The organism is Oscillatoria sp. FACHB-1407, from assembly GCF_014697545.1.
Classification (GTDB): domain Bacteria; phylum Cyanobacteriota; class Cyanobacteriia; order Elainellales; family Elainellaceae; genus FACHB-1407.
Genome location: NZ_JACJSA010000007.1, coordinates 1 through 26,623, shown reverse-complemented (window position 1 = coordinate 26,623; position 26,623 = coordinate 1). Strand labels below are relative to the sequence as shown.

General features: G+C 47.2%; 25 protein-coding genes. 11 read left to right on the top strand and 14 right to left on the bottom strand.

Translation table 11 applies throughout. The features are described from left to right. Positions 1 to 11: 11 nt before the first annotated feature. Positions 12 to 3,755 (bottom strand): WD40 repeat domain-containing protein, encoded by a 3,744-nt coding sequence (locus H6G89_RS13080; RefSeq protein ID WP_190506862.1) that lies wholly within the window; start codon positions 3,753 to 3,755, stop codon positions 12 to 14. A gap of 809 nt (positions 3,756 to 4,564) precedes the next feature. Here H6G89_RS13080 and H6G89_RS13075 point away from each other — a divergent pair. From H6G89_RS13075 to H6G89_RS13035, 10 genes are all read left to right on the top strand, one after another. Continuing rightward, complete coding sequence (locus H6G89_RS13075) at positions 4,565 to 5,953, top strand: calcium-binding protein (protein WP_190506860.1); 1,389 nt, start codon at positions 4,565 to 4,567, stop codon at positions 5,951 to 5,953. A gap of 41 nt (positions 5,954 to 5,994) precedes the next feature. Then, positions 5,995 to 6,495: a hypothetical protein gene (locus H6G89_RS13070; protein ID WP_190506858.1), complete on the top strand. Its 501-nt coding sequence runs from the start codon at positions 5,995 to 5,997 to the stop codon at positions 6,493 to 6,495. A gap of 92 nt (positions 6,496 to 6,587) precedes the next feature. After that, entirely contained in the window at positions 6,588 to 7,355 is a 768-nt protein-coding gene (mddA, locus tag H6G89_RS13065) for a methanethiol S-methyltransferase (RefSeq protein WP_190506857.1), read from the top strand. 134 nt (positions 7,356 to 7,489) lie between these two features. Further along, on the top strand, positions 7,490 to 7,648 hold the full coding sequence (locus H6G89_RS36390; protein ID WP_375539693.1) for a DUF4278 domain-containing protein: 159 nt from the start codon (positions 7,490 to 7,492) through the stop codon (positions 7,646 to 7,648). 102 nt (positions 7,649 to 7,750) lie between these two features. Beyond that, a complete protein-coding gene (locus H6G89_RS13060; RefSeq protein ID WP_190506855.1) occupies positions 7,751 to 8,989 on the top strand; it encodes a calcium-binding protein in 1,239 nt (412 codons plus the stop codon). A gap of 224 nt (positions 8,990 to 9,213) precedes the next feature. Then, on the top strand, positions 9,214 to 10,200 hold the full coding sequence (locus H6G89_RS13055; protein ID WP_190506853.1) for a calcium-binding protein: 987 nt from the start codon (positions 9,214 to 9,216) through the stop codon (positions 10,198 to 10,200). Positions 10,201 to 10,420: 220 nt separating this feature from the next. Then, a complete protein-coding gene (locus H6G89_RS13050) occupies positions 10,421 to 11,509 on the top strand; it encodes a calcium-binding protein (RefSeq protein WP_190507421.1) in 1,089 nt (362 codons plus the stop codon). Between the two features lie 480 nt (positions 11,510 to 11,989). Then, positions 11,990 to 13,087 carry a calcium-binding protein gene (locus H6G89_RS13045; protein WP_190506851.1) on the top strand — a complete coding sequence of 366 codons (1,098 nt, stop codon included), beginning with the start codon at positions 11,990 to 11,992 and terminating at the stop codon, positions 13,085 to 13,087. A 221-nt stretch (positions 13,088 to 13,308) separates the two neighbouring features. Beyond that, positions 13,309 to 14,964, top strand: coding sequence for a flavin monoamine oxidase family protein (locus H6G89_RS13040; RefSeq protein WP_190506849.1), 1,656 nt, complete (start codon positions 13,309 to 13,311; stop codon positions 14,962 to 14,964). A gap of 241 nt (positions 14,965 to 15,205) precedes the next feature. Further along, positions 15,206 to 16,270: a calcium-binding protein gene (locus H6G89_RS13035; protein ID WP_190506847.1), complete on the top strand. Its 1,065-nt coding sequence runs from the start codon at positions 15,206 to 15,208 to the stop codon at positions 16,268 to 16,270. Between the two features lie 273 nt (positions 16,271 to 16,543). On the opposite strand, the gene H6G89_RS13030 is transcribed toward H6G89_RS13035, so the two are convergent. The 10 genes from H6G89_RS13030 to groL form a co-directional block, all read right to left on the bottom strand. Then, the gene (locus tag H6G89_RS13030) at positions 16,544 to 16,663 is read right to left on the bottom strand and encodes a photosystem II reaction center protein J (RefSeq protein WP_190506845.1); all 120 of its coding nucleotides are present in this window, start codon (positions 16,661 to 16,663) and stop codon (positions 16,544 to 16,546) included. 142 nt (positions 16,664 to 16,805) lie between these two features. After that, positions 16,806 to 16,931, bottom strand: a complete 126-nt coding sequence (locus H6G89_RS13025; protein WP_190506843.1) for a photosystem II reaction center protein L — start codon at positions 16,929 to 16,931, stop codon at positions 16,806 to 16,808. A 10-nt stretch (positions 16,932 to 16,941) separates the two neighbouring features. After that, positions 16,942 to 17,076 carry a cytochrome b559 subunit beta gene (psbF, locus tag H6G89_RS13020; protein WP_190506841.1) on the bottom strand — a complete coding sequence of 45 codons (135 nt, stop codon included), beginning with the start codon at positions 17,074 to 17,076 and terminating at the stop codon, positions 16,942 to 16,944. Between the two features lie 22 nt (positions 17,077 to 17,098). After that, entirely contained in the window at positions 17,099 to 17,353 is a 255-nt protein-coding gene (gene psbE / locus H6G89_RS13015; protein ID WP_190506839.1) for a cytochrome b559 subunit alpha, read from the bottom strand. Positions 17,354 to 17,508: 155 nt separating this feature from the next. Beyond that, a complete protein-coding gene (locus H6G89_RS13010) occupies positions 17,509 to 18,546 on the bottom strand; it encodes a photosynthesis system II assembly factor Ycf48 (RefSeq protein ID WP_190506837.1) in 1,038 nt (345 codons plus the stop codon). 53 nt (positions 18,547 to 18,599) lie between these two features. Continuing rightward, a complete protein-coding gene (locus tag H6G89_RS13005) occupies positions 18,600 to 18,935 on the bottom strand; it encodes a rubredoxin (RefSeq protein WP_190506836.1) in 336 nt (111 codons plus the stop codon). 89 nt (positions 18,936 to 19,024) lie between these two features. Beyond that, positions 19,025 to 19,513 (bottom strand): signal peptidase II, encoded by a 489-nt coding sequence (gene lspA, locus H6G89_RS13000; RefSeq protein ID WP_190506835.1) that lies wholly within the window; start codon positions 19,511 to 19,513, stop codon positions 19,025 to 19,027. Positions 19,514 to 19,552: 39 nt separating this feature from the next. After that, positions 19,553 to 20,137, bottom strand: coding sequence for a biotin transporter BioY (locus H6G89_RS12995; RefSeq protein WP_190506833.1), 585 nt, complete (start codon positions 20,135 to 20,137; stop codon positions 19,553 to 19,555). A 73-nt stretch (positions 20,138 to 20,210) separates the two neighbouring features. Next, positions 20,211 to 20,786 (bottom strand): NADPH-dependent FMN reductase, encoded by a 576-nt coding sequence (locus H6G89_RS12990; protein WP_190506831.1) that lies wholly within the window; start codon positions 20,784 to 20,786, stop codon positions 20,211 to 20,213. Between the two features lie 706 nt (positions 20,787 to 21,492). After that, positions 21,493 to 23,184: a chaperonin GroEL gene (gene groL / locus H6G89_RS12985; RefSeq protein WP_190506829.1), complete on the bottom strand. Its 1,692-nt coding sequence runs from the start codon at positions 23,182 to 23,184 to the stop codon at positions 21,493 to 21,495. A 197-nt stretch (positions 23,185 to 23,381) separates the two neighbouring features. Here groL and H6G89_RS12980 point away from each other — a divergent pair, with 197 nt between their 5' ends. Further along, positions 23,382 to 24,434, top strand: coding sequence for an adenylate/guanylate cyclase domain-containing protein (locus H6G89_RS12980; RefSeq protein ID WP_190506827.1), 1,053 nt, complete (start codon positions 23,382 to 23,384; stop codon positions 24,432 to 24,434). Between the two features lie 325 nt (positions 24,435 to 24,759). Here H6G89_RS12980 and H6G89_RS12975 read toward each other — a convergent pair whose 3' ends face one another. From H6G89_RS12975 to H6G89_RS34430, 3 genes are all read right to left on the bottom strand, one after another. Then, positions 24,760 to 25,155, bottom strand: a complete 396-nt coding sequence (locus tag H6G89_RS12975; protein ID WP_190506826.1) for a bactofilin family protein — start codon at positions 25,153 to 25,155, stop codon at positions 24,760 to 24,762. A 29-nt stretch (positions 25,156 to 25,184) separates the two neighbouring features. Then, the gene (locus H6G89_RS12970) at positions 25,185 to 26,021 is read right to left on the bottom strand and encodes a M23 family metallopeptidase (protein WP_190506824.1); all 837 of its coding nucleotides are present in this window, start codon (positions 26,019 to 26,021) and stop codon (positions 25,185 to 25,187) included. A gap of 502 nt (positions 26,022 to 26,523) precedes the next feature. After that, positions 26,524 to 26,623, bottom strand: a 100-nt coding sequence (locus H6G89_RS34430; RefSeq protein WP_441339448.1) for a photosystem II protein D1, incomplete at its 5' end; no start/stop codon positions are given.

Genomic DNA, 26,623 nt, shown 5'->3' with positions numbered 1-26,623 from the left:
AATGGTTGCGGTTAGCCCGACAGTTCAATTTCGGGAGAACCAGACGACGGATGAGATGCACCGCTATTGAGAAGGGTGAGATGAGGTGTGCTGGTCCCTAAAGGGACATTGCTCCGCGTCGCACCCAATGCCTGTAATGTTGCTTTTTGCGTTTCTGTAATGCCTGTGACGCCGGTAATGTTCATCCCTTCATAGGGGCGATCGGCTCTGAGAGTTTTCAAGCAGCGACCTGTCTTGATATCCCATAGCTTGATGGTTTCATCGGTGCTACTACTCGCTAAAACCAAGTTGTCTGCTGACCGACCAACCGGGCACCACGACACCGCACCGACCTGTCCCGTGTGCCCCTGCAAAACAGCCAAACATTCTCCAGTATCTGCTCGCCAGAGCCGAATGGTTTGGTCTTCCGATCCACTGGCAAGAATGCATCCATTGGGACTCCACGCCACACTTCTAACCATATTGTGGTGCCCCTGCAAACAGGTCAGACAATCTCCGGTGCTGACATCCCAAAGCCGGATCGTGTGGTCATCACAGCCACTAGCAATAGTTATCCCATCGGGACTCCACGCCACCGACTTAACCCAGGCTTCATGCTCTGTCAAAACCCGTAAACAAGTTCCAGTGCTGGTATCCCACAAGCGAATGGTGCGATCGTCAGAAGCACTGGCAAGCCTTGTGCCATCTGGGCTCCACGCCACAGCCCAGATCCCATTCTCGTGTCCTTGCAACACCCTCAGACATTTCCCTGTGCTAACATCCCATAGCCGAATGGTGAGATCACTAGACCCACTGGCAAGCATTCTGCTATCGGGACTCCAGGCTACTGTCCAAACCCAGACATGATGTCCTTCCAGGGTTTTAAGACATTGATGAGTGCTAGCGTCCCAGAGCCGAACCGTCCAATCAGCAGACCCACTGGCAAGCATCTTGCCATCGGGACTCCAGGCTAAACCACGAATCCAACTGTTATGCCCTGGCAAGCTTTTGACGCACTTCCCCTGTTGAGCATCCCACAGGCGAATCAATCTGTCGCTGCTACTGCTGGCAAGGGTTTGTCCATCCGGGTTCCACACCACGGCATAGACAGAATTACTGTACCCCTGCAAGATTTTCACACACTTCCCCTGTTGCACATCCCACACTCGGACGGTTTGGTCACAGCCACTGGCGAGGGTTTGTCCATCCGGATTCCACGCGACAGACCAGATCAGGTTTGTGTGTCCCTGCAAAGTTTTGAGGCATTGACTCGTGCGAGTATTCCAAACTCTGACAGTTTGGTCGATATGTCCACTGGCCATGACATCATTTCCCTCATCTCCGGGGTGACCTGGGGAAAGAGGATTCCAGGCAATTGAAAACACAGCACTGTTTCCCGGTAAGGTTTTAAGGCATTGACCCGTGCGCGTGTTCCAGAGTTTGATCGTTTGGTCTTGGCTACCGCTTGCGAGGGTTTTACCGTCTGGATGCCAGGCAACAGCCCAGACAATGCTGTCGTGTCCCGATAAGGTTTTCAGGCACTCCCCAGTGTTGGTATCCCAGAGCCGAATAGTTTGGTCTTGAGAACCGCTTGCGAGAAGGGTTCCATCGGGGCTCCAGGCAGCTGACACGACCCAATTATTGTGTTCCTGAAACACCTTCACGCACGCTTTCCGCTGCACATCCCATACGCGAATTTTGTTGCTATCTCCACAACTGACGAGAAAACGTCCATTGGGGTGCCACGCCACACACTTAATCGTGTCCTTACTGTCATCCTGCAAGATTGCCAAACAATTTCCCGTCTCAACATCCCAGAGCCTGACGCTACAATCCTCACTGCCACTCGCGAGAATCTGACCATCGGGACTCCAGGCAACTGACCAAACCCAACCCTTATGCCCTTTTAGGGTTAGTCTCGGTTGACCGTCTGCGACCTGCCACAGGCATACCAGATTGTTATTGTCCCCTGTTGCAAGAAGCTGACCCTCAGGACTAAAGGCAACTGAGTAAATAAAGCCAAACGGCTGGGTAAATCGGGATTTAGAGAGGTCAGAGTGGGCAAAATTAACCCGATGAAGCGAGATATCTTGAAGGTCGGCTTGCCAAACGCTGAGGTGGGAGAAGTTGTAACCGCTCAGGTCAACTTGAAGATGACGTAACAGATTAATAATGTTACCGCCGGTATAGCTTGCTTGATTGGGGTAATCGGCTTGCAGCCGATATAGGATTTGCTTTAACCGATAAACGATCTCTTTTTGAGCCCCCAGACAGTGCAGTAATCTGACAATTAATGGTGTTAAGATTACTCGAATTTGGCTATCCCGAATGTAGTCTTTGTCTTGGGCTTTAATTAGAGCGTGGGTTTGCAGTACGGAACCAGAGGACGAAACAATGGGAAATGAGCGATCGCTTATTTCATCACGAACGCGACCGATCAGCATTTCAGTGACATATTCCATCACAACAGGTTGTAATGTAAATTGGCTGGCATTGGTTTCGATCAGCGATCGCCCCTGTAGTCGTTGCAGGGCTTCCATCACTTGAATGGATGATATTCTGCCCTGTAAATCTGCCTGGAGTTGAGCAAACGAAACCCATTCTCGGTCAATTGCCAACCACACCATGATCTGTTTTTCTAAGTCAGAGAGGCGGTTCCATTGTTGTTGGATTAAATCGGAAATGTCGCCAAACAGCGTGACGTTGTGTTCTAAAAAAAGATCGATATTGCCACCAAAGAGATCGCGAATCGTCGTCGCGACAATCTTTAATGCCAAAGGATTACAGCGATAGCGATCGCACAACAGTTGGGTTTGAGCGGCTGATCCGGTTAATCCTGTTGCCTTGAGTAGTGCCTGAGAGGCTTCTGGAGAGCCACTCAACGTCAACATCTGCACGGTTGGGTTTCCTTCCCATTGAGCCGACTGGGCACATCTCTCACGACTAGTGACGACCACACAGCTTTGGTGTCGAGTTGTAGCAATTCGATGCAGCAACTCTCCATATGCCTCATACCCAGAACGATATTGCCCGGAGCGATCGCCCGACTCTAGCAGGGTTTCCACATTGTCTAAAACAATCAAGCAGCGATGATGTTGCAAACACTGAAAAAACCGACTGATGTCAGCTTTTGTCTCTTGTTGCCCTGATAGAAAGGGAACTAATTCTGCCAATAGGGTTTCGAGGGGTGGGGCATTGCGGAGCGATCGCCAAATGACGTGTGTGAAAGTAGGAGTTGAGGCACAGTCAGGCATCTCCCTCCCGATTCCCAACTCCCGATTCCCCACAATATCCTCTACTAATTTGACCGACAGGGCAGTTTTACCAACGCCCCCAATGCCAATGATGCCAATTAAGCGGCAATTGTCCTGGAGAATCCATTGGGCGAGTGTGGTCAGTTCTGTAGTGCGCCCATAAAAGGTGGAAACATCTGGGGCCTCTCCCCAATCTGGGGCGATCGCTCTTACGATTGGCTTTTCTACATCTGCCTCTGCATGGGTTCCTGCGGGTTGGAGGTAGTCCTGTTCAGTAAGAGTCAGGTCAAAAGCACGAAAAAACTCCTCTAAGGTTTGGCGATCGACTGCGATTTTACAACTTTGTAACCGAGTGATGGAGCGGACACTTAAGCCTGTGAGATGGCTCAGTTGTTCTAATGTGTAAGCATATCCTTCGTTTTGGGTGATGGCTAGTTGCTCCTGAGCGTCTTGGAGACGCTGCCAACCATAGGTTGAAAGAATGACACCCCGACGTTTGCGTTTTTGAGCAGGTTGAGCCATACAGGTTGAATGAAAAAGTAGTTTTATAGCAACTAAAGCGTTGGTCAGGACGCAGTGCAGGGATAGAATCCTCACTGGGAACGAATTTCCAAACTCTCCGTCTCAAGTGCTTTAACAGTTGCTATCGTATCTGCGTTCTATTCAGAAACTTGCTTTGAGGCAGTCACCGATAGTTAGTCAATCCGTCTTTCCACGCAATCGTTGTTTCTACAAACCATTGAAATGGATTGTAGAAAATCTCAGCTTTTGACTTTAAGATAGGAACGATTGCCAGGACATCACCCACTTGGGGGCTTCTCTATCTACTGTTTTTTTGGAGTTGCACGTAATCAGAATCAAGCTAGCTTTACGCGATTCCAGATACATTTCTGCCCATGACTCACGATCAAAATAACTGACAAAAGATTTTGCAGATTATGGCATAACTGACCACATCTTAAAATTGTCGGTTGATCTAAAAACTCAAAATCATCTCCCAACAAGGTTTTCATTATTCAAATTCTAGTTATTTCAAAGAAAGTCATTAAGTGACCCACTTAAGTGGCAAACTGTCCTGGACGTTTTTGGACAGTCAAGACAAAGTGAGTAAATCGAATGCATCGATTGCAGCGTTCCATTTCCACTTCGGAAATTAAGCCCCTTGCTGCATCGGCATTGCAAGATTCCTTGTCGTTCTAGTTTGCGTTCAGTTGAAGATCACTGCTGTCAGTGAGAGCGATCGCGCAGGAAACTCAAATTCCTCGCCTTCACTTGATGCAGTCCCTTCTGTTAAACGCTGCAATGCAAACCACAATTTTTGGAGAAATCAGATGGAATACCAATACTACTTTGGTGACAATGGTCCTAACAATTTTGAAGCATCTCCTGATGCAGATTGGATTGAAACCTATCTGGGAGATGATATCGTCATCGCTGGTGCAGGAGATGATTTGATTCGCTCTGGACCACAAGATCCGGTAGCGGGTTACAGCGACAATGACACTATGTACGGCGATTCAAAATTTAGCCCGGCAGGAAACGACCATATCTATGGCGGGTATGGAAATGACGTGCTTTGGGGCGACAATCTCGATAGTTATGGCGGTGGAGATGATCAGCTTCATGGAGAGGCAGGGAACGATCAACTGATTGGGGGTGGCGGTAATGATGCGCTTTGGGGCGGTGAGGGTAATGACCGAATCGATGGAGATGCTGGAAACGATTACTTAGATGGAGGTACTGGAGCCGACACAATGGAGGGCTGGTCTGGGAATGACACTTACTGGGTTGATTCTGCCAACGACATCGTTTCTGAATCGGCTTCGGCGGGAAATGATACGGTCTATTCCACCATCCACTACACCCTGGGAGCTAACGTTGAAAACCTTGGTCTGGATGGAACGGCTGCCATTAACGGCACTGGCAATGACTTGAACAATCAAATCAATGGCAACAACGCCGATAATATTATTGCTACACAGTTAGGCAACGACACTGTGTATGCTTTTGGCGGGAATGACCTCGTGCTTGGCGGTGGCGGCGATGACGGCATGGATGGGGGTGAAGGGAATGACAAAATCTATGGAGACAGCGGCAACGACCACCTGAATGGTGGTGCTGGGGCTGACCAATTAGAAGGCGGCATTGGCAATGATATCTATTGGGTCGATTCAGCATCTGATGTCGTTATTGAGGCAGCTTCAGCCGGAAATGACACGGTATATTCCACTGTCAGCTACACGTTAACCTCAAACGTTGAAAATCTTGCCCTACTGGGTTCTACTGCCCTAAACGCAACAGGCAATGGCTTGAAAAATCTGATTTACGGTAACGCTGGCAATAACTCTATCTCTGGTGGTTCAAACGACGATAACCTATTCGGTGAAGGCGGCAGTGATAACCTCAACGGGGGCACGGGCAACGATATCTTAACGGGTGGAGATGGTATCGATATGCTCACAGGGGGTTCGGGCGCAGATAAGTTCAGGTTGGGTTCTCCTAACATGGATAGTGATGTCATCAAAGACTTCAAGCGCAGTGAGGGAGACAAAATTCAAATCCTCACAACATTTCTTGAAACAAACTCTCTGAGTGGATTTAGCTATAACCGCTCTACGGGTGCCTTGTTCTATGGCGACAGCATGGGACGAATTCAGGTAGCAACGATCGCCAATAAACCCAGTGACTTTTCAGTTCAACGCGACATTGTTCTAGTTTGATAACGTATCAGGACTTCTCACAAATCAAAGCAGAATGAACCATGAGGAAGTATTTTTTTGTATGTTCTACATTGCTATTGGTGACATTAGCAGGATGTGTCGATGAACCACCCACCGTTGGAAGAGCAGTAGAACTTGAGCAAGTTTGTGATCAAGCCAAAGATGGTGAACGAGTCTCTATTGAAGGGTATTTAACCCTACCTCAAACGATTCCTGGTGATAACAAAGTCACTTTACTGCTTGAGCTTCGTCCATCCGAGAGTGTAGAAAATATGGACGGTAAAGTTGGAGTATGGACTAAATACGGCAATGAAGCCAATCGAGTTTCTCCAATTGCATTTACAACTCAGTCCCCTGGTGCTGGAGACTACACTCACGAAGCTTTGAAAGTAACTGCCAGTGATGGGCAACAGATCACTTATACCGATCGAGTTCGTGTTTCGGGAAACGTTAAATTTCCTACCTCATCAGAAGTACTGGCAATTTCTCGCTGTGTTCTCAATAATCCATTGATTGAACGCATCGAACAGCCGAATAGCTAATGCGGCATCTTCTCAAATGCGACGTCTTCTCAACGCGATAAGTGCGATCGCTTCAGCTTGACACACTCAAAAACATTCATTGGAGTCATCAAATGACAACTCAATCTCTTCAAACAGGCAACAAGATTGCCAGAGCCGCTGCATTTGTTTATGGTCTGGTTTGTTACGCTATTTTCTTCGTTACGTTTTTGTATGCGATCGGATTTGTCGGCAATTTTGTTGTGCCAAAATCCATTGATTCTGCACCCATCATTCCCTTAGAGCAAGCACTTCTAGTTAATGTTGGATTACTCGGACTGTTTGGGCTTCAACACAGTGCTATGGCACGACAAGAGTTCAAAGTGTGGTGGACGGCAATTGTTCCTAGACCTGTTGAGCGCAGCACCTATGTCTTATTCTCTAGCCTTTGCCTGATTACGCTGTTTTATTTCTGGCAACCTCTAGGTGTCACGATTTGGAATGTTGAGAACCCAGTTTTTCGTAATCTCCTTCATGTTTCTTTTGGGTTTGGCTGGTTAGTGGTGCTAGTGTCTACATTTCTAATTAACCACTTTGATCTATTTGGGTTACGCCAGGTCTATCTCTATCTGCGTGGCAAAGTTTACACACCCCTCAAGTTTGTCACTCCTGGCCCTTACAAATATGTTCGTCACCCATTGTATGTCGGTTGGTTATTTGCATTCTGGTCAACACCCACGATGACTGTTGCTCACCTTGTGTTTGCGGTAATCACAACAGCATATATTTTGGTCGCCATTCAGTTAGAAGAACGCGATTTAGTGGCAATTCACGGCAAGGATTATGCAAACTACCGCGATCGCGTTCCTATGCTGATTCCCTTTAGTCGTCGCAAAGTATAACGCCTGTTGCATCAGATCCATGCTAGTAGAAGCGATCGCACCGCTTTAGATCGAATCAAGAGTGCTGCGATCGTATTCCTTCTACCTTAGATGGCCTGATGAATGAGAACTATTGACCTCAGGAGATTAGATCCATGTTGCTTAGATATCGCGGTATTCCTTATCATGTCTCTTCCTCATCCATTCGACATTGCACATCTGTCTCAAGTGCGATCGTCCTAAACTATCGCGGCACTGCATATCTAATCGAGCGTTCTGCATCCACGCGTTGGGAAGTTGACCATAAAAACTGATTTATGACAGCTGAACTGTAAGCGATCGCTCTCGTAACGTATCCAAGCATTCGTAGCTTTTGTTAGCTACTCAATCCGTTGAAATTCAGCAGGAGAATTAACATGGCCTATATCCCAGGAACAGATGCCAGAAATATCCTCATGGGTACCGCAGAGGCTGACACCATTTATGCCTATGGAGGAATCGACTCAATTGCTGCGGGGGCAGGCAACGATTACATTAATGCTGGAGATGATAAGGATTATGTTGATGCAGGAACGGGTAACGATTACGTGTTGGGGGGTGCTGGCAACGATGTCGCCTATGGTGCATCAGGAAATGACAAGCTTTTTGGCAACGACGGTGAAGATACCTTAAATGGTAATGCTGGCGATGACTTCATCAATGGTGAAAACGGTAACGATTACCTCTCAGGAGGCTCAGGTAATGATGAAGTCTTCGGACAAGCTGGAGATGACCAACTTCTTGGAGAGGATGGCAGCGATTTATTGGATGGTGGTGCGGGCAACGATTCCATGGATGGTGGAATCGGAGAGGATGTGTACATTGTAGATAGCCTTGGAGATACCGTAATTGAATGGATATCGGAAGGCTCTGATGTTGTTAAGTCTTACTTGCAGAGCTACACCTTAGCTACCAACGTAGAAAACTTAAATCTAGTAATCGGCAGCAATGCTTTGAATGGCACAGGCAATAGCCTCAATAATCTGATCTCTGGAAATGAGTTCGATAACATTTTATCTGGTTTAGAAGGAACTGATTCTATCCATGGTCACCAGGGTAATGATCGGATTAACGGTGGATTAGATAATGATGTTTTGTTTGGCGATTCAGGCAAAGATACTTTGATTGGTGATCAAGGCGATGATGATATCTATGGTGGCTCAGGCGATGATCATCTAGATGGTAGTTCGGGAAAAGATAGTTTACACGGTGCTTTAGGCAAAGATACTTTGATTGGCGATCAAGGCGATGACTTTTTAGCCGGTGGCGTAGACCGTGACACCCTGACGGGTGGAACAGGAAAAGATACCTTTCACTTCTACGCCTCAAGAGAGGGTCTTGACACGATTACGGATTTTAAGGTCATTGATGACGTTATCGGAATTGAGAAGATTGGATTTAGGGGTGGATTGACGTTGGGAACCCTTAAAGCTGAGCAATTCCGCATCGGGTCAAGTGCTAAGGATAGTAGCGATCGCTTCATTTACAACAAGTCCACTGGAACACTGTATTTTGACAGCGATGGCATTGGAAGATCGGCTCAGATTCAGTTTGCCAAGCTATCGCCTGGCTTATCTCTAACAAACCAGAACTTGTATGTGCTTGAAAGTAAGTAGATAACCATCTTGTACCCAGGCTGCAATGCGGTTGATCTAACCACAAGCATTGTTTAATCGAAACACCGATCGCTAATCGTTTCGGTGCTAGAAAGATAATTCAGTGCGATCGCATCAATCAAACTTTCCAAAATACATTCCCACATCACCCTCAAGAGATCTAGCTCTTACTTCTCTCTAGAAATTAAACCACTGAAACCATTAAATAAACTAGGAAAATAACCATGAACATCAATGGTACAGACAATAGCGACTTTCTTATTGGTAGTAGCGAGGTTGACACTATCTTTGCCTATGGTGGACATGACTCCGTTTTTGGCAAGGAAGGCGACGATACGATTGATCTTGGGGCGGGTGATGACTTCGCTTATGCAGGAGCTGGGAACGATTTCGTTGTCGGAGGTTTAGGGCAAGACCGATTGTACGGTTTCATTGGAGAGGATCGACTGATTGGAAATGAGGGAGACGATTATCTGGACGGGGAAGCAGGCAATGACGTCATGGAAGGCGGGCTTGGAAACGATTCCTATTATGTTGACAGCCTTGGAGACATTGTGATTGAAGAGAACTCGAATGGTCGTGATAGTGTTCTCTCTTTCGTAAACAACTACACCTTGTCCGCTAACGTAGAGGACTTGTATCTATCCTCAACAAGCAACGTTTTGAATGGTACAGGCAATAGCCTTGATAACAACCTCTATGGCAATGAATTTAATAACGCCCTTTCCGGCGGTTTAGGCAACGATTACTGCTTTAGTAGTTTTGGTGACGATACTTTGATTGGCGGTAAAGGAAATGACTTTTTGGTTGCCTTTAACGGTAACGATCGCCTGGACGGTGGTTCGGACAACGATTTACTAATCGGTGGTTTAGGCAGTGACAACCTGACGGGGGGTACAGGAAAAGATACTTTTGCCTTTGATTCTGTAATAGATGGGATAGACACCATCAAAGACTTTAGAGTTGTTGATGATTTGATCCGAGTGAGTTGGGAGGTTTTTGGGGGCGGATTAACGGCAGGTGTCCTCAAAGCTGAACAGTTTTGCATTGGGGCAAGTGCCAAGGATAGCAGCGATCGCTTCATCTACAACAAATCCACTGGGGCAGTGTATTTCGATAGTGATGGCATCGGTGGATTAGCTCAAATTCAGCTTGCTCAGCTATCTAAAGGGCTAGCGATGACGCACCAAAACTTTTACACCATTGAATGATGCTGACTTAAGCAAAAGTTGTAGCCAGATCTAAAACTTCATTAAACAGTTTTAGATCTAGTGAACCTAATTCAGTGATATCTCAACTAGAGATGAAAGGGCGATCGCATCAGCCTGGCACTCAAAATACATTTGCATATCTCTTATAAGAGAGCTAATTTTTCACAATTTCTGAAGAGCTTGACTACTAAAAATATCTCAATTCATCAGGAGAATCAACATGAACGAGATCTTAGGTACAAACAATAACGACACCCTTTTGGGCACCCGTGAACCTGATAACATCTTCGGGTATGGTGGCAACGACACAATTGATGCTTGGGAGGGTGATGATTACGTCAACGCTGGAGATGGAAACGACTACGTTTTTGCAGGGGACGGCAATGATTTTGTTTCAGGACTCTCAGGTGATGATGAAATTTTTGGTGAGGCTGGTAATGATCAACTTTTTGGTAATGATGGTGATGATAAATTAGATGGTTACACAGGTAATGACTTCTTGTACGGTGGGAATGGTAATGACTACCTTGTAGGTTTGGCAGGCAACGATCAACTGAAGGGAGATGCCGGAGACGACCAGTTGTTTGGTCATGATGGCGATGACCAACTAGATGGTGGTACGGGTAATGACTTCATGGACGGTAGTGTTGGAAACGATTACTACTATGTTGATAGCCTTGAAGACATGGTGATTGAGCGTCCATCAGAAGGTAATGATGGTGTCGGTTCCTACCTGAAGGATTACACGCTGCCAGATTATATTGAGAACTTGGGTTTGGGAGGTGATGCGTTAACAGGCACGGGTAATAGTCTCGACAACAGCATTGGAGGAAACAAATTAAATAACGTTCTTTCGGGTGACACTGGCAATGATCATCTAGATGGGGATGCAGGTAATGACATCCTGAAAGGTGGTCAAGGAGATGATACTTTGTTTGGCTCTACAGGGTATGACACCCTGGTCGGTGGTTCAGGAAAAGATGGCTTTTCTTTCTATGAACCGGAAGAGGGAATTGACAAAATCAAGTATTTTAATGTTACCGATGACGTAATTTACATTAATTCAATTGGATTTGGGGGTGGATTAACAGCAGGTGTCCTCAAAGCTGAACAGTTTTGCATTGGGGCAAGTGCCAAGGATAGCAGCGACCCTAACAGTAACGGCGAAGCTGTGCGCTTCATCTATAACAAATCCACTGGAGCACTCTATTTTGATAGTGATGGCATCGGCGGAGTGGCTCAAATACAATTTGCCAAGCTATCCACTGGGTTGTCACTGACACATAAAAACTTCTCAGTTGATATATAAACAGTTACACCAATTGCGCAAAAAGCTGTCTGGATAAGACTTTACTTGATGCATGGTTTTATATCTAACTCAGATCTTTCGCGATCGCGATCCTATTTTGGAATGTGTGGAAACTTCATAAGTGTAGTGTGATGTATTGATCACTGCATACAATTTTTCCATTCTAGTTTTTCAAGTTTAAGGAACTCATCTCATGGTAATGCAACTTTCAAATAACAAAAATTTCATTCGATTTATTCTTGACTCATCTCCATTAGATTTAATTTCTACTCGAAAACTTCACTCTATCTAATCTCAACTGCTTCTGATTTACAACCTCATCATTCAAATAATGGATCACTTCGTCCTAACTTAATTGCTTGTTGGGAAGTTGAGAACAACAAGCTCGTTTGTCGTTGGGTTATAGGCGATCGCTCTCGTAATTCACCAAACCATTTATAGCTCTTCAACCACTAGGAACACAGAAAATTATCAGGAAATATGAATATTAATGGCACCAATACTGATGACTTCCTACTCGGCACAGCAGAGATTGACACCATCTTTACTTATGGCGGAAATGACTCCGTTTTCGGCAAGGAAGGCGACGATACCATTGATGCTGGGGAGGGTAACGACTTCGCTTATGCAGGAGATGGAAATGATTACACTGTAGGAGGTTTAGGCAATGATCAGGTGTATGGTGCCACGGGAGATGATCACCTTTTGGGCAATGAGGGTAATGATGTCTTAGATGGAGAAACGGGCAATGACATCATGGAAGGCGGACTTGGAGACGATTCTTACGTTGTTGATAGCCTGCAAGATACCGTAATTGAACGGGCAGCGGAGGGTTATGATCAAGTCTCCTCTTCTGTTGACAATTACACTCTAACCAACAACGTAGAAGGACTAATCTTGTTAAGCGATCGCCGCACTTTAAAGGGCACGGGCAACAAGCTTGACAATCGAATCGCTGGAAACGAATTCGACAATGTTCTTTTTGGTCTAGAGGGCAGAGATTCTATCCGTGGTCATCAAGGCAACGATACACTAAACGGCGGTTCGAGCAACGATTCAATTGCTGGTGATTCGGGCGACGATCGGCTAGTTGGTGGTTCAGGGAATGATTTTTTAGAGGGTTGGGACGGTAACGATAGCCTGGAGGGTGGCTCAGGGCGCGATGAGTTAAATGGCAGTGCAGGCGACGATATCGTGAATGGTGGCACAGGAAACGACTTTCTGCTGGGTAATTCGGGGCGTGATACCCTCACAGGTGGTTCAGGCAAAGACTCCTTTTACTTTGGCACGCCAACAAATGAGGGCGACACGATCAAAGATTTTAATCTTGTTGATGACAACATCAGAATAGCAAGAATTGGATTTGGGGGTGGGTTAACGCTAGGAACTCTCAAAGCGAATCAGTTTCATATCGGATCAAGTGCCAAGGATAGTAGCGATCGCTTCATTTACAACAAGTCCACTGGAACACTGTATTTTGACAGCGATGGCATCGGTGGATTAGCCCAAATTCAGATTGCCAAGCTATCAAAAGGGTTAGATATGACCCATCGAGCCTTTTATGTCATAGAGATGTGAATGAAATAACCTATCGTTCTGGGTTCGCTGCGTTATCCCATTTGAACCACCATTGAGAGCACTATAACGGCAAGGCGATCGCCTGTTTATAGCTCTAAAAGAGGTGTTTTCGGTTGATTTAAAGATCATTTAGACAAGTCTCTCTACTGTCAGCACCGAACTTAGATCTTTCTACTCAAGCTTGTAATTTTCAACTCTTTCTTTTTTCTCAAGAAGCAATCATGGCACATTCACCCTTGTTCAAAACGCTGATTCACCTACTAAAATCAGCTAATTCACAATCTCTTCAACGACGAGTCACATCATCTTCTACATCTCGAAAAAAATCATGGTCACGACGACGGTTCCTGAGATATTCTACTTTGGCTGGAGGAGCGGCGATCGCAACCTTGACTGATTTGCCCAACTGGCGACCTGCTCTGGGTTCTACTCATCCCACGATTGCCATCATCGGGGGTGGCATTGCCGGGTTGAATGCAGCCTATCAACTCAAAAAGTTGGGGTTGAGGGCAACCGTTTATGAAGCGAAATCTAATGTGGGCGGTCGGATTCAGTCAGGAAGTTTGATCGATCGCGAATTAGTGAATGATTTCGGTGGTAGTTTCGTAAATACGGATCACGAAGACATTCTGGCACTTGCTGAAGAATTCGGTTTGGAATTATTCAACCGATTTGAGCACGCAGACACCTCCCAAGTAACAGAAACCGCCTTTTATTACGAAGGTCGTTTGATTCCTGAAGCCGAGATGGCAGAGAAATTAAGTCCGTTAGCCGCACAAATTGGCTCAGATGCTGCTCTGCTTGAGGAGGATTTTGATACCTACGTTGAACTGTTTGATGTCCTGTCCGTCACCGATTACTTGAACCAACATCAGGACAAAATTCTTGCTCCGTTTGTCCGAACACTAATTGAGTCTGGAATTCGCACAGAGTATGGTGTAGAGCCTGAAGAGGCTTCAGTTTTACAGTTGCTCTTCAATTTGCCAACCGTAAATCAAGATGCCGTTGAACCGTTAAGCAGTGATGAAACGTTTTGCTTTAAAGAGGGCAGCGGCAAGTTAATCGAGTCCTTAAGCAATGCCTTGTCTGGACAAATTCGTACAGGTTTGTGCTTACGACGTATTCAATCACGCAACGAAGGATTCCAACTGACGTTAGAGCCAAGGGAGTCAAGACAGGGTAATCCTCTGGTGGTCAATGCAGATTATATAATTCTGGCAATTCCATTCCCAGCGTTGCGACGGGTTGACCTACAAACGCCGTTACCAGACGGGCTACGGCAGTTTATTCAGGAGGTCGATTTGGGACGCAATGAAAAATTATTTGCTGGATTCCGCGATCGCCCTTGGAGACAAGCGACTGGCTTCACTGTTGATGCCTGGACGGATCTAGGATTTGCTCAACTATGGGAAGACACTCAACGCCAACCGGAGCAACAAAATGGGGTTCTTACCTTCTTTATGGGCAGCCGAGAAGTTCGACCTGACCTGCCTGTATTAGTGCTGGGGCAACAATTCCTGTCACGCTTGGATAGGCAACTACCGGGAACTGCAACCGCTCAAATGGGGCACTTCGTTCGTACTGGATGGGCGAATGATCTTGATATTGGTGGTGGCTACACCAACTTTAAACCAGGGCAATATCTGAAGTTTAGCGAGTTCCTGTACATCGAATCAGAAAACCCAGAGGAAAGAGTAGATGTGCATATTGGCAATCTCGTGTTTGCTGGCGAACATCTCAGCGATGAATTCTACGGTTATATGAATGGTGCTGCTCAGACGGGACGATTAGCCGCAGAAGTGATAGCAAACCTGGTGCAACAAACCGCTTCTCAGCATTCAACCAGCACCTCCATCACTGCACTGAATAATTTGTAGGTGGAGTTAGCGTAACCAATACTTGGGTTATAGACGATCGCCCCTACTCATCTGACCCCAATTCAACCGGAGTCCGTGTCGGCGGACTTCGCGTTGATAGCCGCGAATTCATTCGCCAGGCTCTTAAACCGAACTGACGTTGTATTAACTGTCTCGACAATTGCTACAGCACTTTTACAGCAATTTTCATGTCTTCGCTTTCTCAAAAAACAACTTCAACCAAGACACAAGGAGAATTGATATGGCTTACATCACAGGCACCGATGGTAAAGATCTCTTGATTGGTGGAATCGAATCAGACACTATCCTCGCTAAAGGCGGGAATGATGAGATCTTTGCCAATGGAGGTGACGATGATATTGATGCAGGCGACGGAGATGATTACGTTGTTGCAGGTGATGGCAATGATAATGTCTTAGGGGCTTTAGGCAATGATTTTCTGTTGGGTGGAGCTGGCGATGACAAACTTATTGGCATGGAGGGTAACGATTCACTCGTCGGTGGTGCAGGCAATGATCGCATGGACGGTGGTTTTGGAAACGATACCTACTCAGTCGATAGCGTAGGAGATGCCGTTATTGAACAGTCACCTAATGGAGGGATTGATAGCGTCAACTCTTACATCGATCACTACACCCTGCCCAGTAACATCGAGAATTTGTATATTCAGTCGGCAGGTGCCTCCAACGGCAAAGGCAACACCCTCAACAATTTTATTTTAGGAAACGATTATGACAATCTCCTTTTAGGGTTGGACGGGCGTGACCAAATAAACGGCAGACTGGGCAACGATCAATTGGATGGTGGTCTAGGTAACGATTTACTGGAGGGGGCAGGGGGAAACGATATCGTGGTCGGCAGTCAGGGAAATGACTCCGTTTATGGTAACCCAGGTGACGATCTCCTAGAGGGTGGTCAGGGGAATGACCTTTTGGGCGGTGGTATGGGTCACGATACTTTAACGGGTGGTGCAGGAAAGGATGGCTTTTCCTTCGCGAATCCGGTGAGCGGCATCGACATGATCCAGGATTTTGTCGTCACTGATGATGTGATTCGGATTGCTAAGAATGGCTTTGGAGGTGGATTAACCCCAGGAATCCTCAAAGCCAATCAATTCCGTATCGAATCAAGTGCTCAAGACAACAAGCCTAGCGGTAACGGCGAAGCGGTGCGCTTTATCTACAACAAGTCCAGTGGAGCACTGTATTTTGATCGCGATGGCATTGGAGGAGCAGCCCAGGTGCAAATTGCCAAGCTACCCACTGGGTTAGGGATGACACACCAAAACTTTTATGTGTATTCCTGATAGACAGCAGTGGGCAAGTTGACTCAGTACAGAGGATGCAGGGGGCAGTGCCTCCTGTGTAGGAGTTCCACCACTACACCCCGTACTTTACCCAGGCGGGTACTGCTATAGAGTCGCAGTCAAACCTGTTAAGACGATGTCCTTTGTGGGCTGACTCGACAGGTCAGAAATACTTAAAAAGGTTGACTACTGTATCCAATAGTCAACCTTTTATGTGATATGAAATGCGTTTCAACGAAGCATTTTTCAGTGAATTGCTAACCTAAGCCAACCTTAAATAGAGGACCCAAGACCTGCGTAGGCACCGTAGAAAAAGAGACCCACAACTGTAATGACTCCTAACCCTGCGACCAAGCCCACAATCCACAGAGGAATTCTGCCGCTCTCAGACATGATAGTTTAGCTCCTAACGACTTGAAGAGATGACTGCTTGAACCTACAATCTCAATTTACGCGATCGCGTAATTGAGTGTTTAGATAACAGAAATCAGTTCTATCAAAACATCATTGCTATTGATAGAACATTCAGTTTCAGCTAGTTGAAGAAATAGCTGGAAAATAGAATTCCGAGAACGAAAACCAACAGCAAACCAAGATATAGAGAAGTGCGGTTAAGCTCTACAGGTTGCTTATTGGGGTTTGGACTTCTTTCTAGTGCCACGGGACTGCTCCTATCGTTGAATGAACTGCATTGCAGCGATCGCTCCCAGGAAAAAGATGGTGGGAACGGCAAGGGTATGAACCGCCAACCAACGGACGGTAAAAATAGGGTAGGAAATCGGTTGATTTGGGGTGTTGCTCGTCATAACTTGTTGTTACCAAATAACGTTATTTAATCTGCGTCAAAAAATCATCAATTTGCTGTTTACCCTCAAAGCGATCGCTCACAATGGGAACTTCTTGACGCTCTTGAGAGTAGTACTCATTGGGTCGAGGAGTGCCAAACACGTCATACGCCAATCCAGTGCTGACAAAAAGCCATCCGGCGATAAATAAAGCGGGAATTGTGATGCTGTGAATCACCCAATAACGAATACTAGTAACAATGTCTGAAAATGGACGCTCACCAGTGGTGCCAGCCATTATGATTCCTCCCAATCAAAACAGTAATCATCTCGTTATCTATCATACGAGAGTGGTGAAACAGTCACAAGCAGAACGAGTTAACTAAATCAATAGTGACTATTATCCACTTACGAACTATTAACAACCACTCCTTTCAATGGAGTCAACAGCTATTAGCTATCGACCGTTTCGGAGTCAAAGGCAACCTTCTCTGAAGGTTGATATCTCAACAACGTTCCGCCTTGACCCAACACAAATCCTTGTTCTGGAGAAATAAATACGACTTTGTAGAAGTTAGAGGGAACGTCTTCTACTGCCTTATCTTTCTGCCAGGTCTGACCACCATCCTCGCTGCGGAGCAAGTTTGCACTGCCACCCGCAACCCAGATTTCATTAGGGGTCCGATATGCCAGATCGAGTAGTCCCCAACTGGTCGCAAACTCCGGTGTAACAGAATCCTGCCATTGGTCTAAGCTGCCAGGAGCACTTAACTGTAAACTACCACCTCGTGCCAACAGCCATAGATCTCCATCTGGGCTAAACCCCATGCTCTGAAGCCGTCGAGAACTGGTACGGTTGTGCTGCTCCCATGCGGCTTGCCCTGGGAGCCAGGTGGAGTAAAAGTTTCCACGCGAAGAAACTGCTACGTAGCCACCTTTAGGCGATCGCGCGATCGTCCGCACTACACCGACCGCTTCTTGCACCAATGCCTGCCAAGTCTTTCCACCATCAGCCGTTTGATAAATAGCTCCAATGTTGGTGGTCATCTCAGCTTTTTTAGGGGCAAGAGCCACAACCGTGCTCGGAGAACCGGGTAACTGCTCGCTCAGGGGCACCCGCGACCACGACTGACCTCCATCAAGCGTATGCAACAGAATACTGGGCTGTCCCGCGACCCACCCCTCTTCACCGCTGAAGCTAACGGAGGTAAAGGTGTAGGGCAACTCATCCTCTAAGTCGAGTCTGCGAAGCTCCCAGGATTTCCCCCCGTCAAAAGTTTCCAGCAAAGTAGAATCCTTGCCGACCAGCCAACCATGGTTGCGATCGCCCGTAAAGGCGATATCAGAGAGAGTTACATCTGTGGGTAATGACACCAATTCCCAAGGGTTATAGTCGAGGGATGGCAAAAAGCCACGAGCACACCCTGTACACAGGACGAGGGCGACCATAACTATAACGATTTGTTTCAACGATTTCAGAATTGGAGACATTGATGCTTTTTTGTTTACTTGAAATTAATGACAAAAAGGTTATGAGACTACCGTCATCGCAGCCCATAGAGACTCAGGAAGAATAAAACTCCCAATGCCAAACCACCAAAAATCAAAATATTCTTCTGACCTGGGGTGAGCGTATTGACTCCAAGCCCATATTTCAGATTTTCCTTAAACCCAGAGGGGTTACCCACAGGACCAACGTTCTGAAATTGTGCTTTGCGTGCGCCACAGACAGGGCACCGCCAACTGCTGGGTAAGTCAGCAAAGTCAGTGCCAGGAGCGACATTACTGCCGCTATCGCCTTTGATGGGTTCATAAAGATAACCGCAAGCACTGCACTCGTGGCGATCGAGGCTCTTAAAATCAACAACTTCGGTGCTCATGGTAGGGTGTCTGGGAGTTGGAACCAGGAATATTAAAATATCTGTTAAAGATTATGACATAAGCTTAGTTCAGAACAATCATTGTCTGATCAAGAGATCGATTCTTCGCCATTGCCGTTGGGTCGTTTGGGCGTGACAAATAAGGAGATCAGCAGGCAGATGATGCCGACATTAATAAAGACATCTGCCAGATTAAAAACAGGAAAGCGAATCAGACGAAAGTCCAGGAAATCAACAACTTCTCCTGCCAGAAAGCGATCGAGTCCATTCCCCAATGCGCCCGATAAAATAAAGCCATACCCCGCTTCCTCCCACTTCGCCATTTTGGGTCCGAAGACAGCCAGTGCCATCAACGCCAGACTGACGATTAATGAGAGCCAGCGCAACCACCATACGCCCCCGCTAAACAAGCTAAAGGCGGCTCCCTTATTAGTGACAAACGTCAGGTGAAACACCCCCTCCCACAGGGGAACACTCTGCCCCAACTCAAAACTTTGAACAATCCAATATTTTGTCACCTGATCCAGAGCTAACCCAATCAGGGCAAAAATCCAAAAGGCACGGTTCTTAAAAGGCATGACAAGGGGTGAGCGTAGAAAATTGGCACAACTCTGGATCTAGTAGAACATGAGATGGCGCAGGGCGAAGGAAATAACTGTGACGGCACAGGCGATCGCCAACTGTCCTGGCAACGGGTTCAAAGAATAAGTGGCGATCGCTTGCCATAGCGTCAGATTAGGAGCGTTAAGCCACCCCCCGTTATAGCCCAGCACGAGGTAAACAATCCCGACCAGATGAACCGACAGCAACCCACACAGGCAACTAAAAGCCAGTGACTCCAAACGAGGGGGCACTCGAAAGGCGACCATACCACAGACCCAGGCACCGGGAATAAACCCCAACAGATAACCGAAGCTGGGGCGATGAATGTAATCAACTCCACCCCCCTGGGTAAACACATTAAACCAGGTTAACCCTAACAGCAGGTAGGCTACTTGGGCAATGGCAGCTGCCGTTTTGCCACCCATACACCCCACCAGCAAGACTGCCCCAATCTGGTAAGTGACGCCCAGAGACTGTGCCTGGAGTCCCTGATTACCCCAACTCCAGGGTGGATTGGTGATAAACGCCTCCAAAAAGGTGCCACCAATCGTCAGGATTAAGCCGATTAAAGCCCACAGTAATTCAGTGGGAGAAACCATTACGAATCACAGGGCTATACTGCCCGCATACTCAACTGCAAATATTCGTACAGATTCTCCCACATTTCACCGCTCAAATTAATTTGGCGGTTATCGATGCAAGTTTGCTGCCCAGTTGCAAAACCTCAGTCTGTTGTGATTCATCCTGCAAATTACCGTTTTCATCAAAGGCTTGACCCGCATTACCGATCGCCTTCTGATCTGGCAGCACGATAACACCAATATTGCCCAGAATGGAACGGACGTGAACCAACCCTCGCAACCCGCCTAACCCACCTGGAGAAGCACTCATCAGCACTGCAACCTTTCCTTGAAAGCACGCCAACCAGGGTTCGTCCGGTTCACGACGCGATGCCCAATCAATCGCATTCTTGAGCAATGGAGTGATTGAACTGTTATATTCTGGGCAAGCAATCAGAAACCCATGATGTTCTTTCATCAACGCTTTGAGTTTGAGAGCGTTCTCTGGTAAGCCTTCAGCCGCCTCCAAATCCTCATCATAGAGTGGCAAGGGCAGGTCACGAAAGTCTAGAGAGGTGACTTCTGCACCAGCGGCTCTGGCTCCTTCAGCCGCAATTTTTACTAGTTTCTTATTGAGGGAATCTTTACGGGCACTTCCGGCAAAGGCGAGAATTTTGGCAGTCGTCATGGGTTAAGGGGTACTGGGAATGATCTGCCATATTAACGGTGATTTCTGGGGAATTGAAGCACTAATAGGCTGAAATCCTATGGCTTTGTGTAAACCTTGTGGGCATTTAGAATTCACGAGTCAGGTAAATCGGGTTGCAGCAGTTTAGTCCCTTTTTCTACTTCGTCATGACTTACGCAGTTAGATCCCCAAACTCCCTTAGGATCGCGAATTGATTAAGGTGTAATTCCTGGCGTAGGGGCGTAGCATTCGGTCAAAAGCCCTTGCCATCGTTTCAGAACCCTCTGCCGAATGCCGCGCCCGTACATGGGGGTGCCGTTTTTCAGGTTATTTAATTCACGATCCTGAGTACAACTCGTCGTCAATAAAGGGTGGGAATTTGGGGTGCAGGGGTGGAACCCCTGACTGGGGGCGAAGCCCCTACACCCCCCTGATTTTATTTCCAAACCCTATCTGTGAATCACAGTACTTAGAATTGGGGATTCTAGAAATTCCCTTTTTGAGAGGGGCGGGGGGAGATCAAAGTTTTAGGCTTCAAGGGCATAAGTCCTATTCGTAAAGATAGTTCCTCACCCTGTCGTAGTCCGTCTCGGCGGACTGGGGAAACTGAGCAAAGCATACTGACAACAACCTTGCAATTAACTGCAATCTTGCTGCCGAGTGCTTTGCCCCTCTGACGGAAATGGGAATGAGGACGGGTAGGAGATTACATCATTCCACCCATACCCATGCCACCCATACCCATACCGCCCATGCCCATACCACCCATACCGCCCATGCCGCCCATGCCACCCATGTCAGGCGCACCACCAGCGGGTTTAGGTTCAGGTTTTTCAACCACCAATACCTCAGTGGTGAGCACCATAGCGGCAACCGAGCCAGCATCCTGCAACGCTGAACGAACTACCTTAGCAGGGTCGATAATCCCTGCAACAATCAGGTCTTCGTATTGGTTGTTCAATGCGTTGAAGCCCACATTAAACTCCAGATCCCGCACTTTCTCAACCACAACTGAACCTTCAACACCAGCGTTTTCAGCAATTTGACGCAGCGGAGCTTCTAACGCTCTGATGACAATATCTGCACCAATTTGCTCTTCGGTTGTGAGTCCGGCTTTGAAGTCTTTCAGTTGTTGTCCCAGGTGAATCAGCGTTGTGCCACCGCCAGGAACAATGCCCTCCTCAACAGCAGCTTTGGTCGCATTCAGAGCATCTTCAATTCGCAGTTTGCGATCTTTTAGCTCAGTTTCGGTTGCGGCTCCTACTTTGATCACGGCAACGCCACCTGTCAGCTTTGCCAAGCGTTCTTGCAGCTTTTCCGTGTCGTAGTCGGAGTCAGTCCGGGCTAATTCCTGGCGAATCTGAGCGACCCGCTTTTCTAATGCCACTTTATCAGGGGCATCCGCCACAATCGTGGTGTCGTCTTTGGTGATGGTGATTTTGCGGGCGACCCCCAGCATCTCCAAACTCACCATGTCGAGGCTAAGCCCAATTTCTTCAGAAATCAGTTGTCCTCCAGTCAAGACAGCAATATCTTGCAGAACGGCTTTGCGACGTTCACCAAAACTGGGTGCTTTAACCGCAACTACATTCAGTACACCGCGCAAACGGTTCACTACGAGAGTCGCCAGTGCTTCGCCTTCGATATCTTCCGCAATAATTAGCAATGGCTGCCCCGCACGAGCAATTTTTTCCAACGTGGGAACGAGGTCGGCAATATTGCTAATTTTTTTGTCGGTCAACAAAATCCGCACGTTTTCCAGGTCGCAGATCATGCGGTCGGTATCGGTGACGAAATAGGGCGAGATGTAACCCCGGTCAAACTGCATTCCTTCAACCACTTCTAAATCTGTCGCCAGGGATTTAGATTCTTCAACCGTAATAACTCCATCGCGACCGACTTTATCCATTGCCTCCGCGATCATGGCTCCAATTTCTTCGTCGCTGCCGGCTGAGACGGTTGCCACCTGGGCGATCGCATTGCCTTCGATCGGTTTCGCGATTGACTGAATCCCTTCGACGAGTTTGGCGATCGTCTTGTCGATGCCACGTCGCAGATTCACCGGATTCGTCCCGGCGGCGACATTTTTTAATCCTTCGCGGATCATCGCCTGAGCCAATACCGTTGCGGTGGTAGTACCATCCCCAGCCAAATCCTTTGTTTTTGAGGCAACTTCGCGGATGAGTTGAGCCCCTGTATTTTCCAGGGGATCTTCTAACTCAATTTCTTTGGCGATCGTAATGCCATCATTCACAATTTGAGGAGCACCATATTTGGCTTCGAGCACAACGTTGCGCCCCTTGGGTCCGAGTGTAATCCGCACCGCATCAGCCAGGGCATTGACACCGCGTTCCAGTGCCTGCCGGGATTCTTCTTTAAAAACAACAATCTTAGACATTGCCCACAGTTGAGTTCACCTACCCGAATTTAGCACTCTACGGCGGTGATTGCTAATTTCCGGATGACAACCTTCAAGAGATGCTGATCTAGATATAAGGATGAAAGATGAATCCACATATCTTCGTTCTGTCGTTTTTCGTTGCTCACCCGCCATCAGCCCTGCATTTAACCCTATTACCTCCATCGTGATCCCCCATGCCGGACATCTACTACTTACCGGACGAACAACTGGTTCAGGTTGCTGAGACAGAAACCATTCTGGAATCATCACTCTGTGCGGGCATCCCTCACACCCATGTCTGCGGTGGCAGTGCTCGTTGCTCGACCTGCCGAGTTTGGGTTTTGGAGGGGCTCGAACACTGCGCCCCTCGCAATGATGCAGAAGAATCCCTCGCCAAACGGTTACAGTTTGACTCCCGCATTCGCTTAGCCTGTCAAACTCAGGTTTGTGGCGAAGGCAGAGTCACTGTACGCCGTTTAGCTCTCGATGTCGAAGATATTGAAATGATTGACCAGCAGGTCAACAGTAAGACAAAACTAACTTCCATCGGTGAAGAAAAACAACTCGCCGTTCTGTTCGCTGATCTGCGCGGATTCACTACCTTTTCTGAAGCCTTGCCCGCCTATGACGTGATTTACGTGCTGAATCGATACTTTAAGCGCATGGGACGAGTAATTGAGCGATACGGTGGCATCATCAATAACTACATGGGTGACGGGTTGATGGCGTTGTTTGGGGTGGATAGTAGCGATCGCGCCGCCGAAAGAGCCGTTATGGCAGGGGTCGAAATGCAAAAAGCCATGCAACGCCTCAACGCTTACCTTGATAGCCTCTATCATCGGCAGTTAAGAATCGGGATTGGCATTCATTACGGCAACGTTGTGATTGGTGCAGTTGGAGCTTCCCTCCAGAGCCAACGGATGACCGCGATCGGAGATGCGGTCAACTTTGCCAGTCGAATTGAAGCAGCTAACAAAACCTTGGGGACAACCCTATTGATTTCCGAGGAAACCTACGCCCAGGTTAAAGATCTGGTGTCGGTCAAACAGCAATGGCAGGTCGAGATTCCAGGTAAGAGCGGTGAATATACCTTATACGAAATCTCCGCGATCGCTGGACTGCTGCCTCCCCTCAATAGTTCTATCTTTATTCGTCAAAAACTCAAACCGCGATCGCCTTCTAGTCCCATTCAAACGTTTCTCTCTCGCCTTTGGAATTCTCTTAAAAGATTGATTGGTTTACATTAGGGGCATTGGTCAGTAGTCAATCGTCAGTGGTCAGTGGTCAATCGTTAACAGCCGAGGGCTAAAGCCTATTAACAGTGGTCAATCGTCAATCGTCAGTGGTCAATGGTCAATCGTTAACAGCCGAGGGCTAAAACCTATTAACAGTGGTCAATCGTCAGTGGTCAATGGTCAATCGTCAGTGGTCAATGGTCAATCGTCAGTGGTCAATGGTCAATCGTTAACAGCCGAGGGCTAAAGCCTATTAACAATTGACAGTTGACAATTAACCTCCTCCTTTCTCCCTAGCCTTCCTTTTTCCCTCTTCTCTCTTCTTTTTTCTTTCTTCCTATTCCTTATCTCCACCCATTAGCTCTGGCAATCGCCCTGTGCCCGGTAAGGTTTTAGAATCATTGGTTGAGATGTACCCAACATAAAAGGCTCCAGCTTCGATATCTAGCGAGTTAGCCGTCACATCTCCTTCCAAGCGGGCACTCCGAGATAGGGTCAACCGACCTTCGGCAATCACTCTTGCTTTAACAACCCCATGCACCACTAAATTGCGTGCCCGCAACTCTGGACCCTCTACTAGTCCAGACTGGGAAATCTCCATATCCCCACGCACTTCAACCGTTCCGTGAATAATGCCATCCACACGCAGATTACCTTCGACATTGAGGGTGCCTTGAAATTCACTGGTGGCACTGAGATAGGTCAACGAAGTGGTTTGCTTTCGCCCAAACATGACGTTTGTCCTTATCAATCAAAATGGATTTAGTTCAGATAAGCCTTTGGATCGACCGCATGTCCATTGCGATAAACACCATAGTGGAGATGTGGTCCGCTAGAACGCCCTGTATTGCCTAGAAAGCCTACAACGCGATCGCGCTCTAAGAGTGTTCCCTGCGTAACAGCCATTCTAGACAGGTGTGCATACAACGTTTGATAACCGTAACCATGGTCTACAACGACATGATAACCATACCCACCATTCCACTCTGCTTTGATCACCACCCCTGGAGCAGTAACGTGAATGGGGGTTCCAATCGCACCCTTAAAATCTAAGCCACTGTGAAACTCATAGCTTCTTCGTCCAAAGGGGTTGCGACGCACCCCAAATTCCGATGAAATCTCTGCCTGTCCTTTCAATGGAATGCCAACTGGACGAGCTTCTTCCCGATCTAAGGTTTGCTCCAGAGCAGGTTGTACCTCTCCTCGCAAATCCGACTGCAATCGCGGTAGTTTGGCTTTGGCAACGGCCAACAAAATTTCGGCATCAACGGGGGTGCCAATGCCCCCTTCCGGTCGAACTGCGCTGGAGTTGGTTGCCTCCTCCATTCCTGCTCGCTCTTGGAGAGTATCAATCTCCGCTTCTAGCCCCTCGACGCGCTCTAAAATGTCCGAGGCTTCCTGCGTTAAAGCATCATTTCGCTCAGTCAGATGCGAGTTTTCTTGAGCATAGGAGTTAACAACCCGAAAAACTGAAATGGATGGGATAGCCACCGCAACGGCGATCGCCGTCAAAACAACGAGCGGTTGAAATGAGAGGGTAATTGGTGCTTTGCCGGTGCAAGCAATCAGAATGGTGTAACGCTTCTGGAAACGACTCATGAACACACGGAATGGATAAACTCAGGTAAATTGCACTAATAAAAACTGTTTGTAGTCGAGTAACCCTCTAAGAAGGCAATTAACCTCTGTAAAAAACCAAACCTTAAATCAAGTTGAAATTGAAACAAATTTGAAACAAACTCAGAGATTAGCAGCAAAAAAGCGATCCCACAATGGGGATCGCTGAATTTCGGTTAATTTTGCAACACTCTCTTGAGCAATCTCAGAGTATGAGCTTATAGCCTTAGCCATATTCGATGTGGCGGAGGCGAGTCAGGAAGCCTTCTCAGAATAAGTGTTTGAGCCATTTTTATCTTGAGCTTTCTGACCGAAGCTATGTTATTGCCTTAGGGACTTGGGCTAGGACAGGGTGCAGGGGTAGAACCCCTGGTTGGGGGCGCGAACCCAGATCCCCTTGACCTAAATGAAGTGGCGATTGCTATATCAATCAAAAAGGCGTTCCCGAAGGAACGCCTTTCTACAAATCAATCAAGCTAAAGAATTAACCATTGATTTGAGGAGCAGTCAAAGCAACAGGAGCAGCTTCACCAGCAGCCAAATCGAGGGGGAAGTTGTGAGCGTTGCGCTCGTGCATTACTTCC

Excerpts from the sequence above, each read along its gene's own strand:
- H6G89_RS13080 (WP_190506862.1), bottom strand. The coding sequence starts at position 3,755 with ATGGCTCAACCTGCTCAAAAACGCAAACGTCGGGGTGTCATTCTTTCA.
- H6G89_RS13075 (WP_190506860.1), top strand. The coding sequence starts at position 4,565 with ATGGAATACCAATACTACTTTGGTGACAATGGTCCTAACAATTTTGAA.
- H6G89_RS13070 (WP_190506858.1), top strand. The coding sequence starts at position 5,995 with ATGAGGAAGTATTTTTTTGTATGTTCTACATTGCTATTGGTGACATTA.
- mddA (WP_190506857.1), top strand. The coding sequence starts at position 6,588 with ATGACAACTCAATCTCTTCAAACAGGCAACAAGATTGCCAGAGCCGCT.
- H6G89_RS36390 (WP_375539693.1), top strand. The coding sequence starts at position 7,490 with ATGTTGCTTAGATATCGCGGTATTCCTTATCATGTCTCTTCCTCATCC.
- H6G89_RS13060 (WP_190506855.1), top strand. The coding sequence starts at position 7,751 with ATGGCCTATATCCCAGGAACAGATGCCAGAAATATCCTCATGGGTACC.
- H6G89_RS13055 (WP_190506853.1), top strand. The coding sequence starts at position 9,214 with ATGAACATCAATGGTACAGACAATAGCGACTTTCTTATTGGTAGTAGC.
- H6G89_RS13050 (WP_190507421.1), top strand. The coding sequence starts at position 10,421 with ATGAACGAGATCTTAGGTACAAACAATAACGACACCCTTTTGGGCACC.
- H6G89_RS13045 (WP_190506851.1), top strand. The coding sequence starts at position 11,990 with ATGAATATTAATGGCACCAATACTGATGACTTCCTACTCGGCACAGCA.
- H6G89_RS13040 (WP_190506849.1), top strand. The coding sequence starts at position 13,309 with ATGGCACATTCACCCTTGTTCAAAACGCTGATTCACCTACTAAAATCA.
- H6G89_RS13035 (WP_190506847.1), top strand. The coding sequence starts at position 15,206 with ATGGCTTACATCACAGGCACCGATGGTAAAGATCTCTTGATTGGTGGA.
- H6G89_RS13030 (WP_190506845.1), bottom strand. The coding sequence starts at position 16,663 with ATGTCTGAGAGCGGCAGAATTCCTCTGTGGATTGTGGGCTTGGTCGCA.
- psbF (WP_190506841.1), bottom strand. The coding sequence starts at position 17,076 with ATGACGAGCAACACCCCAAATCAACCGATTTCCTACCCTATTTTTACC.
- psbE (WP_190506839.1), bottom strand. The coding sequence starts at position 17,353 with ATGGCTGGCACCACTGGTGAGCGTCCATTTTCAGACATTGTTACTAGT.
- H6G89_RS13010 (WP_190506837.1), bottom strand. The coding sequence starts at position 18,546 with ATGTCTCCAATTCTGAAATCGTTGAAACAAATCGTTATAGTTATGGTC.
- H6G89_RS13005 (WP_190506836.1), bottom strand. The coding sequence starts at position 18,935 with ATGAGCACCGAAGTTGTTGATTTTAAGAGCCTCGATCGCCACGAGTGC.
- lspA (WP_190506835.1), bottom strand. The coding sequence starts at position 19,513 with ATGCCTTTTAAGAACCGTGCCTTTTGGATTTTTGCCCTGATTGGGTTA.
- H6G89_RS12995 (WP_190506833.1), bottom strand. The coding sequence starts at position 20,137 with ATGGTTTCTCCCACTGAATTACTGTGGGCTTTAATCGGCTTAATCCTG.
- H6G89_RS12990 (WP_190506831.1), bottom strand. The coding sequence starts at position 20,786 with ATGACGACTGCCAAAATTCTCGCCTTTGCCGGAAGTGCCCGTAAAGAT.
- groL (WP_190506829.1), bottom strand. The coding sequence starts at position 23,184 with ATGTCTAAGATTGTTGTTTTTAAAGAAGAATCCCGGCAGGCACTGGAA.
- H6G89_RS12980 (WP_190506827.1), top strand. The coding sequence starts at position 23,382 with ATGCCGGACATCTACTACTTACCGGACGAACAACTGGTTCAGGTTGCT.
- H6G89_RS12975 (WP_190506826.1), bottom strand. The coding sequence starts at position 25,155 with ATGTTTGGGCGAAAGCAAACCACTTCGTTGACCTATCTCAGTGCCACC.
- H6G89_RS12970 (WP_190506824.1), bottom strand. The coding sequence starts at position 26,021 with ATGAGTCGTTTCCAGAAGCGTTACACCATTCTGATTGCTTGCACCGGC.